13 protein-coding genes are annotated in these 16,540 nt (G+C 61.2%); 6 read left to right on the top strand and 7 right to left on the bottom strand.

What is annotated here, in order from left to right:
- Positions 1 to 77 precede the first annotated feature (77 nt).
- The 3 genes from AC1ECK_RS16490 (at position 78) to AC1ECK_RS16480 (ending at position 2,702) form a co-directional block, all read left to right on the top strand.
- On the top strand, positions 78 to 968 hold the full coding sequence (locus AC1ECK_RS16490; protein ID WP_480320942.1) for a carbohydrate ABC transporter permease: 891 nt from the start codon (positions 78 to 80) through the stop codon (positions 966 to 968).
- Entirely contained in the window at positions 965 to 1,822 is an 858-nt protein-coding gene (locus tag AC1ECK_RS16485; RefSeq protein WP_480320940.1) for a carbohydrate ABC transporter permease, read from the top strand. The genes AC1ECK_RS16490 and AC1ECK_RS16485 overlap by 4 nt, the downstream gene beginning before the upstream one ends.
- A 64-nt stretch (positions 1,823 to 1,886) precedes the next feature.
- Positions 1,887 to 2,702, top strand: coding sequence for a hypothetical protein (locus AC1ECK_RS16480; RefSeq protein ID WP_480320939.1), 816 nt, complete (start codon positions 1,887 to 1,889; stop codon positions 2,700 to 2,702).
- A 73-nt stretch (positions 2,703 to 2,775) separates the two neighbouring features.
- On the opposite strand, the gene AC1ECK_RS16475 is transcribed toward AC1ECK_RS16480, so the two are convergent.
- Together AC1ECK_RS16475 and AC1ECK_RS16470 are read right to left on the bottom strand one after the other, a co-directional pair.
- Positions 2,776 to 3,063 (bottom strand): DUF1330 domain-containing protein, encoded by a 288-nt coding sequence (locus tag AC1ECK_RS16475; RefSeq protein ID WP_480320937.1) that lies wholly within the window; start codon positions 3,061 to 3,063, stop codon positions 2,776 to 2,778.
- Positions 3,064 to 3,167: 104 nt separating this feature from the next.
- On the bottom strand, positions 3,168 to 4,061 hold the full coding sequence (locus tag AC1ECK_RS16470) for a LysR substrate-binding domain-containing protein (protein ID WP_480320935.1): 894 nt from the start codon (positions 4,059 to 4,061) through the stop codon (positions 3,168 to 3,170).
- A gap of 106 nt (positions 4,062 to 4,167) precedes the next feature.
- On the opposite strand from AC1ECK_RS16470, the gene AC1ECK_RS16465 reads away from it, so the two are divergent.
- On the top strand, positions 4,168 to 5,508 hold the full coding sequence (locus AC1ECK_RS16465; RefSeq protein ID WP_480320933.1) for an MFS transporter: 1,341 nt from the start codon (positions 4,168 to 4,170) through the stop codon (positions 5,506 to 5,508).
- A 48-nt stretch (positions 5,509 to 5,556) separates the two neighbouring features.
- On the opposite strand, the gene AC1ECK_RS16460 is transcribed toward AC1ECK_RS16465, so the two are convergent.
- Positions 5,557 to 8,757 carry a sensor domain-containing protein gene (locus tag AC1ECK_RS16460; RefSeq protein ID WP_480320931.1) on the bottom strand — a complete coding sequence of 1,067 codons (3,201 nt, stop codon included), beginning with the start codon at positions 8,755 to 8,757 and terminating at the stop codon, positions 5,557 to 5,559.
- Positions 8,758 to 9,190: 433 nt separating this feature from the next.
- Positions 9,191 to 10,177 (bottom strand): chemotaxis protein CheW, encoded by a 987-nt coding sequence (locus AC1ECK_RS16455; protein ID WP_480320929.1) that lies wholly within the window; start codon positions 10,175 to 10,177, stop codon positions 9,191 to 9,193.
- A 377-nt stretch (positions 10,178 to 10,554) separates the two neighbouring features.
- Here AC1ECK_RS16455 and AC1ECK_RS16450 point away from each other — a divergent pair, with 377 nt between their 5' ends.
- The gene (locus tag AC1ECK_RS16450) at positions 10,555 to 10,974 is read left to right on the top strand and encodes a secondary thiamine-phosphate synthase enzyme YjbQ (protein WP_480320927.1); all 420 of its coding nucleotides are present in this window, start codon (positions 10,555 to 10,557) and stop codon (positions 10,972 to 10,974) included.
- A 65-nt stretch (positions 10,975 to 11,039) separates the two neighbouring features.
- Here AC1ECK_RS16450 and AC1ECK_RS16445 read toward each other — a convergent pair whose 3' ends face one another.
- From AC1ECK_RS16445 to AC1ECK_RS16435, 3 genes are all read right to left on the bottom strand, one after another.
- Positions 11,040 to 12,497 (bottom strand): PepSY-associated TM helix domain-containing protein, encoded by a 1,458-nt coding sequence (locus AC1ECK_RS16445; protein WP_480320925.1) that lies wholly within the window; start codon positions 12,495 to 12,497, stop codon positions 11,040 to 11,042.
- 32 nt (positions 12,498 to 12,529) lie between these two features.
- The gene (locus tag AC1ECK_RS16440; RefSeq protein ID WP_480320923.1) at positions 12,530 to 14,869 is read right to left on the bottom strand and encodes a TonB-dependent receptor; all 2,340 of its coding nucleotides are present in this window, start codon (positions 14,867 to 14,869) and stop codon (positions 12,530 to 12,532) included.
- Between the two features lie 86 nt (positions 14,870 to 14,955).
- Positions 14,956 to 15,315: a DUF2946 domain-containing protein gene (locus tag AC1ECK_RS16435; RefSeq protein WP_480320921.1), complete on the bottom strand. Its 360-nt coding sequence runs from the start codon at positions 15,313 to 15,315 to the stop codon at positions 14,956 to 14,958.
- Positions 15,316 to 15,537: 222 nt separating this feature from the next.
- Between AC1ECK_RS16435 and AC1ECK_RS16430 the strand changes: the two genes are divergently transcribed.
- Positions 15,538 to 16,518, top strand: a complete 981-nt coding sequence (locus AC1ECK_RS16430; RefSeq protein WP_480321073.1) for a D-2-hydroxyacid dehydrogenase — start codon at positions 15,538 to 15,540, stop codon at positions 16,516 to 16,518.
- Positions 16,519 to 16,540 lie beyond the last annotated feature (22 nt).

Genomic DNA, 16,540 nt, shown 5'->3' with positions numbered 1-16,540 from the left:
GCCCATTCCGTCGCGCCGGCCTCGAGGCCTGATTGAAGCCGAATCGAGGCGCACGCGCGACTTACGATCGAGCACGCATGAGCCGTCCTGCTTCCCCGCGCCTGTCGGCGCCCTGGTTGCTGATTACGCCGAGTTTGATTTTGGCGCTGTTTATCATCAGCTATCCGATTTTCAACATCGTGTATCAGTCGCTGCACGATGTTTCGCGCTTCGGCGCGATTCGCGACTTTACGGGCCTGAAGAATTTCTACACCGTCTTTGCGGACCCCGAATTTCTCGGCGCGCTAAGGCGCACGATCTACTGGACGTTTTTTGTGGTGGGCGGCACTGTGCTGATCTCGGTGCCGGTTGCGCTCGTGCTCAATCAGGATTTCCATGGACGCGGCGTGGCGCGCACGATCGTGATGCTGCCGTGGTCCGTGTCCCTGACGATGACCGCCGTGGTGTGGCGCTGGGCCTTCAATGACGACTACGGCATGGTCAACGTCACGCTGCACCGGCTCGGCATCATCAACGGGCCGATTCATTGGCTGGCGACACCGGAACTCGCGTTTCCAGTGGAAATCGCCGTGGGGATTCTGGTGTCGATTCCGTTTACGGTGACCATTCTGCTAGGCGGCCTGTCGTCCGTGCCGGGCGACATCTACGAAGCGGCGCGCATCGACGGCGCGAGCGCATGGCAGCAGTTCCGCAAGCTGACGCTGCCGCTGCTCAAGCCCTTCGTCAACATGGCGATCCTGCTGAACGTGATCTACGTGTTCAACTCGTTTCCGATCATCTGGGTCATGACGCAAGGCGGCCCGGATGAAAGCACGCACATTCTCGTCACCTATCTGTATGAAGTCGGCTTCCGGCTTGGCCGTCCAGGCCAGGCGGCGGCGGTGTCGCTGATCATGCTCGTGATGTTGTTCGTGTTTTCGATGCTGTATCTGCGCATGCAGCCGGCGAAAGAAGGGGAAAACGCATGAGCCCGCTTTGGTCACCCAAGATGAAACGCACGCTGTGGTGCTGGCTCGCGCTGTCTCCGCTGATAGTGCTGGTCCTGTTCCCGTTTGCAATCATGCTGTTCACCGCGCTCAAACCGGCGGACGAGGTGTTCGTGTATCCGGCGCGCTGGCTGCCGGTGCACTGGCAATGGAGCAACTTCGCCGATATGTGGGAGGCAGCCAACTTCGGCGTGGCGTTGCGCAACAGCGTGGTGATCAGCCTGCTTTCCATGGCGCTCGCGCTGGCGGTCAGCCTGCCTGCCGCCTATGCGCTCGCGCGCTTTCCGTTCAAGGGGCGCGGCGTGTACCGGCAATTCCTGCTCGTCACGCAGATGCTGTCGCCAATCCTGCTGGTAGTGGGGCTGTTCCGTCTCGCCGCGATGATTCCCTACGGCGACGGCAACCTGGTGGACTCCAAGCTCGCGGTGATCGTCTCGTATGCGGCGTTCAACATCGCGTTCGCCGTGTGGATGCTCTCGTCTTACTTTCAGACCGTGCCGCGCGATCTCGAAGAGTCCGCCTGGCTCGAAGGATGTGGCCGCGCCAAGGCGGTATTCAAGGTATTTCTGCCGCTGGCCGTCCCCGCTATTGTCGTCACTGCAATCTTTACGTTTATCAACGCGTGGAATGAGTTTGCGGTGGTTTATACGCTGATCCGTTCGCCGGAAAACAAGACCCTCACCGTGCAGGTCACCGATATGGTGGCGGGGAAATATGTGGTCGAATGGCATCTGGTGATGGCGGCAACGTTGTGCGCCACCTTGCCGGTTTCCGTGGTGTTCGCGTGGTTGCAGCGCTATCTCGTCAAGGGTCTCGCTTTGGGGGCGGTGAAGTAAGCGACGACTCAACCCATCCCGTACGCCGTTGCGCTAGACTGCGGTCGTCCCGGAGGGCTTAGTCGTGTCCAAACTGACCGTGTCCAAACTGAAATTCAAACTCATTCGCTTGAACGCCGCCTGCGCCCTGATCTGCATTCAGGTGCTGGCGCACGCGGCCTCTTTGCAACAGGCGTCCGCCGCCAGCGCCGCGAGCCAGGCAGAAAGCTCGCCGTCCGCGCAACTGCTGGCAGCGCGGCCGGTAGTCGGCGACGACCCCAGCGCCGTCAGAGATACCTTGGCGACGGGACGCATCCACACCAGTTCGCCGACCTTGACCGAGCGTCTGCGCGACCTGATTCCCGCTCGCCAGGTACCGCGCAATCTCGACCTGGCAAAGGTCGGCCTCGAGCGCGAACTGCTGTTCGTGGTGCCCATCTCCTATGGCGTACTGTACAGTTCGAAAAACCATTCGCTGACAATCGACGCAGATCTGGCGGACGAACAGGCGCCGGGCGTAATCCTGCTTAAGAAGACCATTGCCGGACCAAGTGGCCGAGGCCTGGTCGTGGCCGCGGAAGCGAAGGCAAAGGGATACGTTCAGCAAATCGATCTGGTCGAACTCAAGGCCGGCACATCCAGCAAGACCAAGGTTCGTGCCCACCTCTCGCTTTCGCCGGCGGCCTTCGCCAAAGTAGACGGCAACTTCGCGATTGCGCTGATGTGCGATCTGACGCCGCCTTACCTGAGCGAGCGACGCGAACACAGCGATCCCACCGACGACGAGCCGACCGACATCACGACCCGAGGCTCGGTTCTATACACCGATGTTCGCGCCGTCTGGCTGATCAGCCCGCAGACGGGTACGGTGCTGTCGAAGAACCTGCATTTGTCGAATTAAAACTGCTTGGGCAGGTTAGGTAACGAGCCGGCGCTGCGATGTGTCGCGCAGGCCCGCTCGCCGCCCGGTTTCGTCACACACCTTCGACGAGTACTGCGCGATAGGTCGCGCCCTTGAAGCGATGCTTTGCGACCTCCTGATACTCGGGGCCGTCGTACCAGCCGCGCGCGGCCTCCGTGGACGGAAACTCGACCACCACCACGCCCTCGGGCGCATCGCCTTCGAGCACCTGCTGCGGTCCGTAGGCAACGAGTACCTTGACTGGATGACCCTTGAGGGTCGCGGCAACCTTGCTTTGGTAAGTATCGAGTTCGGCCTGATCCTGCGTGCTTTCTCGTGTGAAGACAATATAAGTCGGCATGACATACGCTCCAGTAGTGGCGTGAAAGTGCAGCAGATCATGCCACGAAACCGCGTAAGCGTTTGGCGAGCTGCCAGGCCCCGGCGGCAACGCGTTATGGCGGCTCAGGCGAGGTTCGTTCCTCGCGTCTGAAACGGACGCTCACCCGAAGTATCCATCACGAGACGGCCGAACTCGCGCACGGCCAAGGTCTTCTCCCCTTTGCCCCAAAGCAGTCTGAACTCCGCCTCCGGCAACGGCGGCAAACCGTATCGCCCATCGATCACCGCGATACCTGGCTCCAGATCGTCGTGCGTCAACGGCGTAATGGCGAGCCCGCTCATGACCGCCGCCCGAATCCCCGACTGGCTCGACGCCGTAAACGCAACGTGCCAGTCGATCGGCAACCCTTCGAGCGCCTCGATGGCCACCCGCCGGTTGACGCAAGGTGCGGGAAAGAACGCCAATGGCAGCGACGCACCTTCACGCACCTCGAACGATTCCGCCGCGGCCCACACAAACCGCGTCCGCCGCAACACGACACCGTCCTCGTCTTGATCCGCTTCCGGGCGCGCGCCGAGCACCACGGCCAGGTCAAGTTCATGCGCTTCGACCATCACCTGCGAGTCGAGGCTCATACCCACGCTCACATCGAGCCGCACGTTCGGGTAGGCACGCGAAAATTGCGTCAGCAGCAGAGGCAATCGCTCACCCATGAAAATATCCGGCGCCCCAAAACGCACACTTCCGACGACAGGCGAGGAGCGAAAGCGCCGCGTCACCGCTTCCATCGCATCCAGAATCTGCCGTGCATAGCGCAGGAAATCCTCACCATCCTCGGTCAAGGTCAGACTCCGCGTCGTCCGGTAGAGAAGCGGCCGCCCCACCTCCTCTTCGAGCCGGCGGATCTGGTGGCTTATTGCCGATTGCGTCAGGTTTAAGCGTCGCGCGGCCTTGGTGAAGCCACCGGCATCCGTGACGGCGACAAACGCGTGCAGAAGGGCAGGATCGAGGTTCATGGGCGCGGATGATGATGTGATTTAATCAATCATAGTAAATTAAATCATTTCCATCATGGAAGCGAGTCACTGAGAATAAAGCACGTGACCTCTTCCGGTAATCGCGATGGACAACCTGCCCCGCGCTTCGCAGCAATTCGCTTTCACGCTGTTGCTGAGCGCCGTCATCGGCGCCACCTACGGATTCGGCGTTTATCTGTTTCCTGTCGTCCTGCCCGAGATGAAGCACGCAATCGGCTTTGACTACACCCAGGCCGGCTTCATCACCGCCGCGAGGCAACTGGCCAATGTCGCCGTGGCGCTTCTGTCGGGATTCGCCGCAGCCCGCTTTGGGGCTGCGCGAGTCGTGCTTATCGCGACGCTGCTTTCGAGCGCCGGTCTCGGATGCCTGGCGTTCGTCAATCGGGCCTGGGTGATGGGCGATGTCCTCATTGCGCTCAACGCGTGCGCAGCGGCGACATGGGTGCCGATGATGGTGCTGATCGCACCGCTGATCGACACACGCCACCAGGCAAAGGCAATCGGGGTGATTTCCGGCGGCACCAACTACGGCATCCTGCTGAACGGTTTGATCGTACCGCCATTGCTGGCCGCGTGGGGCTGGCGCTCGGTGTGGCTCGTCAGTGCGCTCCTGACGGCGGCTTTGAGTGTAACGCTCATTAGCGTGTTCAAAAGGCTGGACCTGCTGAAAACACGGCGCACGCCGCACCGTCATGCGGGACACCCTCAGGGCGCTGCAACCAGCCGCCAGATTCTCGCGCGACGGTATCTGCTCGTATATGCGATCGCTTTGTTATGCGGTTTTGCCGGGGTTCCTTTCATCACGTATTTCTCGGCCTATTCGCACGATGATCTGCATCTTGGGCTCGATATCACCGCCCATGCATGGGCGCTGCTGGGTCTCGTCGGTGCGGTGAGCGGCCTGGTGCTGGGCGTGATCGGCGATATGAGCAATGAGCATGACCAGCTCGTCCATCCACGGCGCGATGGTATGCGAGCCGCGCTGGCTAGCGCAGGCGCGCTGTTATTCTGCGCATCGCTAATCGCAGCCTCGCGCCCCAACGGTTATGCACTAGCCGTCGCGGCGATTGCATTCGGGTTTTCGTTCTTTCCAATGTTCGGCTTGTTGCACGCGTATGTTGGTAAAACCAGCACGCCCGCGCTGGCTGCGATCGTCTGTGGAATCTGCGAGGCGGCGTTTGGAATTGGCGGCGCGTCGGGAAACATCCTTGGCGGGCTTTGCAAAACCGCATCTGGCTCGTTTTTGCCCGTCTACTGGTTCGCCACGGCGGCCTCGATCATGCTCGTGGGATTGACTTTCCTGGTGCCGGGCGTACGGGCCAATCCAGTCCCTGCGCACAATGCAGCAAGCCCGTGTTCAATGCGAGCAGGCGTTGCCATGGAAGGGCCGAACACCCAGCCTTTGGGCGCTTCGATCGACACGTAAGCATGAGCGGCGACGCAGGCGTCGACATGCAGCCGAACGTTACAAGGCCTACTCCGAAGCGATCGCCTGCCGGATCTTGCTGCCCGTGGCACGCAGTATGTCGGCAATATCCTCGCCGGAAACCGCCGGGCTATACAGAAAGCCTTGTCCCTCGATACACCCATGTTCGATCAGAAAGTGCCGATGGCTATCGAACTCGACGCCTTCCGCAATCACGTCGAACTTCAGCGCGTTGGCGATCGCAATGACTGCGAGCGTCAGCGCCTCGTACCCGTCGTCGCGGCCAATCTGCTGAACGAACGCGCGGTCGATCTTGATACGGTCGATACTGAAACGCTGCAGATAACTGAGGCTCGAATATCCGGTGCCGAAGTCGTCGATGGCGATTTTGACGCCTAGCCCACGCAGATCGTGCAGCACGCGCGCGGCATCATCCGCGTTGCGCATGAGGGCGCCTTCCGTCACTTCGAGTTCGAGCATCTCGGCTGGCCAATCGGCCTCGGCCAGTGCGGAGCGCACCACTTTCACCAGATCGGAGTGCTCCAGTTGCAGCGGCGAGACGTTGACCGACACGCGAATCGGCGGCAGCCCCGCATCTCGCCACGCTCTCGCCTGCCGGCACGCGGTGCGCAAGACCCATTCGCCGATCCCCTTGATCAGGCCGGTTTCCTCGGCGATCGGAATGAAGGCCGCGGGCGACACGGCGCCAAGCTCGGGATCGTGCCAACGCAACAGCGCCTCCGCGCCAACCACGTGCCCGGTCTGCATGTCGATTTGCGGTTGATACGCAACGGCCAGCGCCTGTGCCTTGACGGCTCGCTTGAGTTTGGTCGATAGCTGCAATTTCTGCGCGGCCGCGCGGTTCAGTTCAGGCCGGTAGAACTGGTAGCCGTTGCGTCCGCGCGACTTCGCCAGGTACATGGCGGCGTCGGCATTGCGGATCAGGGTATCGGCATCGCGGCCGTCCTGCGGATAGGTGCTGATGCCGATGCTGGCCTCGACGTAGAGTTCCTGTCCGCTGACATGGAACGGCTCGCGCATCGCCACGATCAGCCGGTCGAGCATCGGGATGAGCTGTGCGCCGTCGGTGCGCTCGGCGACGATGATGAATTCGTCCCCGCCATAGCGGGCCACCAGATCGGTCGCCCGCACGAGGCGCTGCAGGCGCTTGGCCACACGGGTCAGCAATGCGTCGCCAACGCGATGACCGAGCGAATCGTTGACCTCCTTGAAACGGTCGAGATCGAGGAACAGCACCGCGACCTGGCCACCGGTTTGCGCGGCGCGTCCGATGGATTCCGCCAGACGCTCGTCGAGCAGGTTGCGATTCGGCAACTCGGTCAGCGCGTCGTAGCGAGCCTGATGTTGCAGCCGGGTCTGGTATTCCACCAGCGCAGTGACGTCGCTCATCACGCCGACATGATGAGTGACCTGGCCATTGTCGTCGCGCACCGGCGCAACCAGCACATTGTTCCAGAAGCGCTCGCCGTTCTTGCGGGTGCACTGCAAAGTGACGTTCGCTTCCGTGTTGCTGCGCATCGCGTGACGCACGGCCGCCCATTCGGACGCTTCACCGGCCAGTGCAAACAGGTCTTCGCAATCCACACCGATCACATCGTGCGACGCATAACCCGTGATCCGTTCGAACGCCGCATTGGCAAACATGATGATGTTCTGGTTCTGCTTGACCTCGGCAATCACGAGGCCGTTGATGCTTGCATCGATCGCCCGGCTCTGCAGGCGCAGCGCCAGTTCCGCATTGCGGCGGGCCGTGATGTTTTCGTAGGCGGTCAGTACGCCGATGATGGCGCGATTCTGGTCCTCCAGCGGCAGCTTGGTTTCGGAGATCCAGACTGGCGAGCCGTCCACGGCAAACGCCTTGCGCTCGAAGTGCCGCTTGCTCAGCTCACCGGCCATGACGCGGATGTCTTCCTCCTGCACGACGCGCGCGTCGTCGCCCCACCGCAGGTCCCAGTCGGTCTTGCCGATCAGATCGAAGCGCGATGACAGTCCCGCATCGCGGGCATAGATCTCGTTACCGCCCACGTATCGATGCTGGGCGTCCTTCCACGCAATGCCCTGCGGAATATGGTCGAGAATGTATTCGAGAGTCTGCTTCGACTTGAACAGCTCAGCCTGGGCAACCACTTCGACCGTGACGTCCACCATCACCGACATGGTGGCGGGCCGGCCATCGAATTCGACGCCCAGGTGGTGGACGTCCATTGAACGAAGCTCGCCCGACTTGGTGCTATGCACCCAGATACCCACTGACTGCGTTTCGGCGACAACCGTCTTGCGCTTCGTGTCGACCGCCTCGTAGAGACGCCCCAGACCGTCGGGCGGACGCACATCGCGCAACGACATGCCGAGCAATTCCTCTTCGGAGTATCCATATGTCCGTTGAGCCGCGCCGTTGACGGCGACGATATCGAGCGAAGCGTCGTCGAAGATCCAGATCGGCAGCGGGTGTTCGTCAAAGAAGCGCCGGTATTTCTCGCGTGCCGTCTCCGCGAGTCGCAGCGCGACGCGCAGCCTACACGCAATGCGACCATTCCAGACAATCAGCCCCAGCAGCAAAACCGCCGCGGTCAAACCGCAGTCCATCAGCGCATTCGACACCCACTTCGAATCGGTCGAAGACTGGCTGACGACCGAGTCCACCGTGGCGTCGGCCCCCATCCGCACATCCACGACGCGTTCGAGCACACTATAGAAGTAAGCATCGATTTCGCTAAGCGCCGGGTCGCCGACGCTAATGCTGCCTGGATGCCGGGCGACGCGCGCGGCCAGCGCGTTGCTTCGCTCGGCCAGCTTATGGATCATCTCGTCGAGGTCAGCGAGATGGGAGAGGCAGTTTGCGTTCTGACGACAGCCGTCGCGCGCGTCGCTGGTCAGTTCGAGCAGCGCGCCTAGCGGAAAGGTAAACGCCTCACGTTTGTAGAAGGCCCGCGTCTCGATCTGTGTATAGAGTTCGCCGTGCTCGTCGAGCATCATCTGCTGGACCTGGTCCAGGTCCCGCTTCAGACGGCCCGACGCATGCAGCGTGCGCAATGCCTCATCCTGCTCGCGGGTCTGGCGCAGCGCAAGGAACGTGCTAAGGGCAATCGCCGACAAAATGAATGCGACCGCAACGACCGTGATCGCTTTTCGAGCCGCTTCTCTGGCAACGAAGCGCCGTTCGGCTTTCACGCTGGTGCTTCGGCGATCCTTCCAACGCCATACGCGAATGGGTTTCAGCTTCACCATACACCGCTCGAGAATGTAGGACCTCTGTGATAACGGCGCACGCGGCACAGTTCTTGAGCGCAGCGTCGGTTACGCAGCACGATTTTTCCGTGCCGGGCTTTTGGAGTATGGGTTCCGGGTTATCTGTGCGCACCCGGCAAAGGAACGGCCGGATATCGAAACCGGCCGCCGGACGAAACGGCGCCGGTCGGAGTATGCGGCGATCAAGCGAAAGGAATGTGACGGTCGTTCACTTCTTGATGCTCCGCCCGCACCCGCCTTGCTTAAGCGAAAGCTTCGTTCCCAGAATGTGAAGAGGGCGTTTGCAACATCGCAAACGCCCTCTTTCTCCTCAGGAGCCGGAGATTGCATCCGTCAGGTTTGATGTTTCTTCGCAGTCTGCAGCGTCAACCCGGCACCAGGAGGTGACGCGGCGAGTCGGCCGGGTCAACAGTCAGGCAGGCTGCATCTGAAATTCGCCACTTGGGCTGGCGAGCGCCTGGCGGATCGCCTGCGCCAGTTCACCGGCCGCAAACTTGGCGATATAACCGTTTGCGCCGGCGTTCTTCACGTGCGCTTCGTTAGCCGCGCCCGTGAGCGACGAATGAATCACCACCGGGATGTCGCGGGTCCGCGCGTCGCCCTTGATGTGCCGCGTCAGCGTAAAGCCATCCATTTCGGGCATCTCGAGGTCGGTGAGCACGAGGGCGATCTTGTCGCGCGCACGCACTTTCTCAGTCTGTGCGTCCTGGGCGATCTGCTGCAGCATGTTCCATGCTTCCTCGCCGGTTTTCGCCATGATGTACTCGGCGCCGATCGCCTCCAGGGCCTGCTCGATCAGCTTGCGCGCAAAGCCGGAATCATCTGCCGCGAGGATCTTCGCACCGACCGGCATACTAAGGTGCGCGCCGACGGAGTTGGGATCGACAGCCGGGTGTTGAGACGGGAAAACGTCACGCAATACCTGTTCGACGTCGATGACCTGCGCAAGGCGCGAGTCGCCCGTGTTGCCGTCGATCCGCGCAATACTCGTGATCGACTTGCCGGCAGCCGCACCTTCGGCGGTCAGCACCTGGTTCCATTCGAGCCGCACGATGTCGTCCACTTCCTCCACCGCAAACGCCTGCGTGGAGCGTGCGAACTCGGTCACCAGCAGAATGTTCCGGCCGCGGGTCGGCTCGCAACCCATCAGTCGCGGCAGGTCGATCACCGGAATAATCTGCCCGCGAATGTCGACCGCGCCCATCACGAACTCCGAGGCGCCGGCAATCGGCGTAATGGACGGCATGGTCGAGATTTCGCGTACCTTGAACACGTTGATCCCATATAGCTCGTGGGCATCGCTATCGGGAACCGATCCAAGGCGAAACAACAGCAACTCGAATTTGTTCGAGCTGGTCAGGCTCGTACGTTCATCCATTACGCGCAGATCTGCTGCCATCAACTTGTTCTCCGGGTTCGATTTCCGGGCACAGCGCGCTGATGTCGGTCATGACACCGATCGAACGCTCCCGCCTCTTGACTGGTTATCGGCTCGCAACGTGCAAAGTTCAGTACCGCGCAGCATTTTGCGCGGCTTTTTTGCAGGTATTCAGGGTTTGTGGGTATCGCGCAAACGATTGCGCACGTCCGCGATTCGTTAGACGAAAGCAGCCGGACGCACGCGTCGCGCATCTCAGCTCGAATGTACTCCTGAGCAACTTCGCGCCACGACTCCTGCTTGGGTCGTGGCGTATGGTCGTACCTGACGAAGTTGTAAGCATGGCATACTCATCTGATCGTCTTTCCATTGAAGCGGGCCAGGCAGGAGTCGATTCCATGCAGCAAGCCATTCGTCATTTACATGTCAGGGCGCCCGCGCGCGGGCTCGTGGAGTTCACGGCAGAGGTGCGCGAGTTCGTCGAAGAACAGTCGGTCCAGACTGGAATCCTGACGCTGTTTTGCCGCCATACTTCCGCGTCGCTACTGATTCAGGAGAATGCAGATCCCTCGGTACGGCGCGATCTGGAGACTTACTTCGGTGTGCTGGCGCCCGAGGACCTCAGCCGCTACGAGCACGACACGGAGGGACCGGACGACATGCCGGCACACTTGCGCACCGCGCTTACGCAAGTGCAGCTATCCGTGCCCGTCGAACATGGGCGCTTGACCCTGGGCACGTGGCAAGGCATTTACCTGTTTGAGCATCGGCGTCATCCTCAGATGCGCGGCATCGTCGCGCATCTGATCGGGGAATAACGGACGCTCGAACCACGCTGTAGAGGGATGCTTTTCGTCTTTACTCTCCAGCGCCGCCGGAACGCTCAGGAAGCCATGCGTTGCGCCGCCCGGCCGAACAAGGTTCGATCGGCTAGCCAGACGACCAGCATGGTTGCGCCCATCAACGGGAACAGCATGCCAAGCACGACGAGGCCGGTTCTCCACCCACGCATGGGCGGGGCGGCGCGTTCCCGGCCCGGCGCACCCAGCGAACGCGCCGGCCGGCGTAGCCACCACATCGCGCAGCCCGTCACGGCCATGGCCGCGAGACCTAGCGAAATGAAGGCGCACAGGATCTGGTTAGCGACGCCGAAATAGCGGCCCATATGCAATGAAGTACCGTAGGAAACGGCCTTCGACACCGCGCCATAATCGTCGTAGCGAATGTCCTTAAGCACGGCACCGCTATATTGGTCGATATAGAGCGTGCGTTCCTGCTTCGGGTCAGGCGGAAAATAGGAGACCGTATAGACCCCCGTTGCGGAGGCGGGCAACACGATTTCGTATTCGCTCGCGATGCCAAGCGCCCCCACCAGCGCGATCACGCGTCCAAGCGCAAAACGCCCCTCACTCTCGTCGCTGCGCGAGTCAGGCACAGGAACGTTACCGACCGCCCATGGCGTGGTCGGCAACGGCAGGTCGTCCATCGTCATGCCGGGCATCGACTGCATGTCCGGGGCGTGATGAACGGCGTTCGCAGGAAGCCGTTTCGCCTCGCTACCCGGCAACGTCGATTGCAACGGCAAGCCACCCCACGAGCCGGCCGGCGCACCAAGATTGGCGCTGGTCGCCAGTGCCTTGAACTGCTTTCCCCACGAACCCGACCACGGCAGCCCGGTCAGCACGAAGGCCAGTGCGCCGAGCGCAAGCCAGATACCCATCGCCGCATGCACGCTCTTCCAGAGCGCCCGGCCCTTGAGCGTAAAGCGCGGCCACAATGCAGCGCGCAGGGCGCCTCTTTCGCGCGGCCACCACAGCGCGATGCCGGTGCCGATCATCACAAGCGTCCAGCAGGCTGCCAGTTCCATCAGCAGTTCGCCCGGTTTGCCGAGCAGCAGCTTGCGATGAAGCATCCGGTCCACCTGCATGAAGCGGTGTTCGACGCTCAAGGTGCCGAGCACGTCGCCTGTATAGGGGTTCAGATAGACGCTTTGCTTTTCGCCGCCCGGCAGGCTAAACACGAATTCGGCGCTGCGCGCCGGGTCCCGGTTGATCCTGGCGGTCGTCGCCCGCGCGCCCTCCGGCATCGCCTTGCGTGCGCGAATGAGCAGCGCATCTTCGGTCAGCTTCGGCGTGGTCTGCGGCTCGACCACGAGGCGCTCCCGGTACAGCAACGGTTCGATTTGCGGCTGAAAGCAATAGAGCGTGCCGGTGATCGCCAGAATCAGCAGAAACGGCATCACGAAGAGGCCGGCGTAGAAGTGCCATCGCCATAAGGTGCGATAGCCGGAGCCGGCCATAGTGCGCGCCGGCGACACGGAGTTTGTCGTGGTCATGGACATTCAATTCTCCTGATAGACATCACGTAGGCCGCTCATATCCGCAACTTGCCTTCGATGTAAAACGTGCGGCCTGGGTAGGGGTGATAGACGAAGTACCGCTCATCGAACAGGTTGTTGATGCCCACACCGATCTCGCTCAGTCTGGAAGGCTTGAACGTGTATTTCAGATCCGCGACCGTATACGTACTGGTGCCGCCGAAGACATCCGGATTGGTGTCCGTGTTCGTCAATGTGTTGTACTGACGTCCCGAGTAGTGCACGCCAGCGGTGAGCGTCGAGCGTTCGTCAAGGTGGTAGCTCGCCACCAGATCGGCGCGCCACAGCGGAATGCGGTAGAAATATTTGCCCACGGTCGCGGGATTCTGCGCATTGGCGAGAATCTTCGATTGCGTATAGGCCACACTCGTCATCAGATCGAGCCCGCGCACCCCTACATCCTGCCCCTCGTAGCTCGTCTCGACACCGCGCGAACGCACTTCGCCGATGTTCTGGAAGTTCGTGACGTTCGGCACCACTGTCGTATCGGTCTGGCTAAAGATCGTGTTCTTGACATCGTCCTGGAACAGCGTGAAGCGGAACAGCCCGTTCCAGTGCGCCCATTCAGCCGTCAGCTCCCTGGAGAGGTCGTTTTCCGGCCTCAGGTTCGGGTTGTTGTTGACGATCGACGAGCCGTTGATTTGCCCTTGAAACAGCTCGCTGACGGTCGGGAACCGGTAGGCGCGTCCGATCGACGCCCGCAAGATCAGATCGTCGCTAACGTCGAACGACAGCGATGCCTTCGGCGAGAAATGCTGGTCACTTACGTCGCGATAGGGCAAGCGGGCAGCGGCCAATGCCTGCGAGCCGTCGTAGGCTTGCCAGTCTTCATACCGCACGCCGTAAACCAGCTTCCAGCGCGGCAGGAAACGCCAGGCATCCTGTGCGTAGAGCGCCTGGGTCTGCGTCTTGCCCGCGAACGCGTTTGCGAACCGGGTGCCTGCGCCGTCGCTCCAGTTGAGCGTGTTGTAGGTCGTGTTGTCGAGAAAGTAATTGTCGTAGTGGTAACCGAACGTCAGCGCGTGATTCGCAAGACCCGCCTCGCGCACGGAGGGGGTATAGGTCGTTTTCAGGTCGAGCGTTTTCCAGCCCGTACCGTCTCCGAACGTCACCGTGCCTGGACCGTTGGCCGGTGCGCCTAAGCTCGCCGTGCGCGCCACGCTGCTGCCGACGTCGTAGTAAGAGGCAATCGCTTCGCCGTTCCAGCCGGTCGCATTGTGCGTCCTGAGCGTGAGACCGTAGAGCCAGTTTTCGCTGTAGCCCGCGCTGGGCGCAAACTGGGCCGCGGGAATCGCATACTCGTAGCCGCCGATGTTGACGTTGCCGCTGTAGACCGGATTGCCGTTGGCATCGCGCAGGAAAGTCGAGGTCTGGCTGTTATAGCTGTGATGCCAGTAGCCGAGCGTGAAGCCGGCTTGCAGTGTCGGCGTGAAGTCGTACTGCAGCTTCAGCTTGAACTGATCGTTGATCGAGTGTTCGATGCCTTCACCATTCACGCCGAGCACAGCGGTTTGCGTGTTGGTCTGGTTGTTGTAGAAATACGCCCCCGTCACCGGAATGTCGCCTGCTTTGGCGGGTGTGGCCGATTTGGCGAGCGTCCCGAACTGCAGCGGCTGGCTGGTGTTTTCCAGGTGGTTCACGTCGAGCAGATACGAGAAACTGCCGATCCTGTCGCCTATCGAGGCACTCGTCTCGCTCCCGTTGAAGTTGCCGTTCACGCCGAACAGGTTGAAGTGCTGGGTAAAGCCCTTGATGTCCGCCTCGGCCTGAAATTTCGTCGGCATGCGTGTCGTAATCAGCACCGTTGCGCCGAGCGAATTGCCCGGATATGCCGCGGAAAACGGACCATAGATGACGCTGACCTGCTGGATCTCATCAGGCGCGACCATCGACCATGCAGGTGGAAACGAATAGCTGTTGCCCAGCAGGTTGCTTAACAGCAGGCCGTCCGCGTAAACCAGTCCGCGTGCGCTTTGACTATTGCTCGTACCCCGAACGGCAATGATTGAGTTCAGATCACCGATAAAGCGCTTGCGCACCGCGAGGTTCGGCATGTACTGAAGCACATCCTCGCTATTCACCACATTCCAGTTCCCGAACTGCGCGGGCGTCACCGTCTCGACGGTCGCGGGGAGATTGGGGTCGACAAGCGCGACCGGAGCAGGTGCGCTAGCGGTGATCGTGACCGAGGGCAACGTGACATCGCTAGCCGGGCTCTCAGCTTGAGCAAAGGATGGAGCGACGGCAAGCGGCAATAGGCTAAGCGTGAAGTGCGAAACATGACACGCCCTCTTGCGGACGCAAAGAGGCCGGCTTCGCCAGGCGAAGTTGAACATGAAAATTTCCTGAAGGCATTGGACAAGCGGCCGCGCACGCCTTCAACAGGCGCATCGACAGGCACGGCCAGCAGCAATAACGACTATCAGGAAACAGCAGGCGGGTCGCGTGGGCGTCCGGAAGGGAAGGCGCCAAGCGGCGTAAAGCGGGTGTTCAGCACCGGCGCGGCGGCCACGCTGACGAGCACGAAGGTGGAAAGTGCTGCGGGAGGAATCGACGGTACCGCCATGTGATCCGCCAGCAGGTCGCAATAACCGCAGGCGGCTAGCGAAGTGACAGGCGGATGGTCCGGAGTACCAGGTTGATCGGCAGAGCAGAGCACGGCGACGGGTTCATGCGCGTGCGCGGAGACGACCAGTTGACTGACGATCGGCGCGAATACGATGAGCCACATGGCGATCAGGCCAAGCCATGCGGTCAGGTATTTGCGGTTGTAGAAGGTCATGATTTTTGGGCGCAATAACGCGCCGAAGTCTATCACCTGGAATCGGACATATCCAGAGTGGCCGGCGCGCTGCGTGGCGTTTTGACGCACGACGTCGATCGTTCGCTTTCCCGCGTGGAAAGTCCCATTGAGGATCGAGAAAGCCGTAGAGCCATGCGCTGTTCACAATGGAGGCACCGCTCACCCATGCTCAAGCATGTTAAGTCCAACTCCCGATCGCCAATGCCAAACGCCCCCGCTTCCGTGAAGGTCGTCTTTCTCGACCGTGCAACTATTTCGCCGCAGACCGTCCTCAAGGCGCTGCCTTTCCAGCATTCCCTCGAAATGTTCGAGCAGACGCCGTCCGAATCGGTTGCCGCGCGAATTGCCGACGCCGATATCGTCATTGCAAACAAAGTTCGCCTGACCGCGGCGGACCTCGACCATGCCAGTCATCTGAAGATGATTGCCATTGCGGCGACGGGAACCGACAACGTCGATCTGAAGACCTGCCGCAAGCACGGCATTGTAGTGAGCAACATCCAGAACTACGCCACGCACTCCGTCCCGGAGCACACGTTCGCGTTGATCTTCGCCTTGCGACGCAGCCTGGTAGCGTATCGCGACGCCGTGCGCGACGGCCGTTGGCTGCGAGCAAACCAGTTCTGCTTTTTCGATTTTCCGATCAGGGACCTGCGTGGTTCGACGCTAGGCATTGTTGGCGATGGTGCGTTGGGACGCGCAGTTGCCGAGATCGGCCGCGCCCTCGGACTGCGCATACTGTTCTCCGCGCACAAAGGCCGCGATGGCATGGGTTCGCTGTACACGCCATTCCGGGAGGTACTCGAGACTAGCGACATCATTTCGTTGCATTGCCCGCTCACGGCCGCTACGCGAAACCTGATCGACACGCCCGAGTTTCTCCAGATGAAGCGCAAGCCGTTACTGATCAACACCGCACGCGGCGGTCTCGTGAACGAGGCCGCGCTCGTGGCGGCCTTGAAGTCGGGCTCGATCTCGGGAGCCGGTTTCGATGTCGTGACACAGGAACCCATGCCGGCCAACCACCCGTTTCAGGAAGTGCTCCGCCACCCCGGCTTCCTGCTCACGCCGCACGTAGCGTGGGCAAGCGATGAAGCCATGCAAGCGCTTGCCGATCAGCTTGTCGACAACATCGCCGCGTTTCAGGCGGGCAATCCGCGCAACGTGGTAAGCGCAAGGTAGCCGGGTAAACCATCACGCTCTG

It is taken from the genome of Paraburkholderia sp. SSBN10T (assembly GCF_056619545.1).
This window is presented reverse-complemented; position numbering and strand designations above follow the sequence as displayed.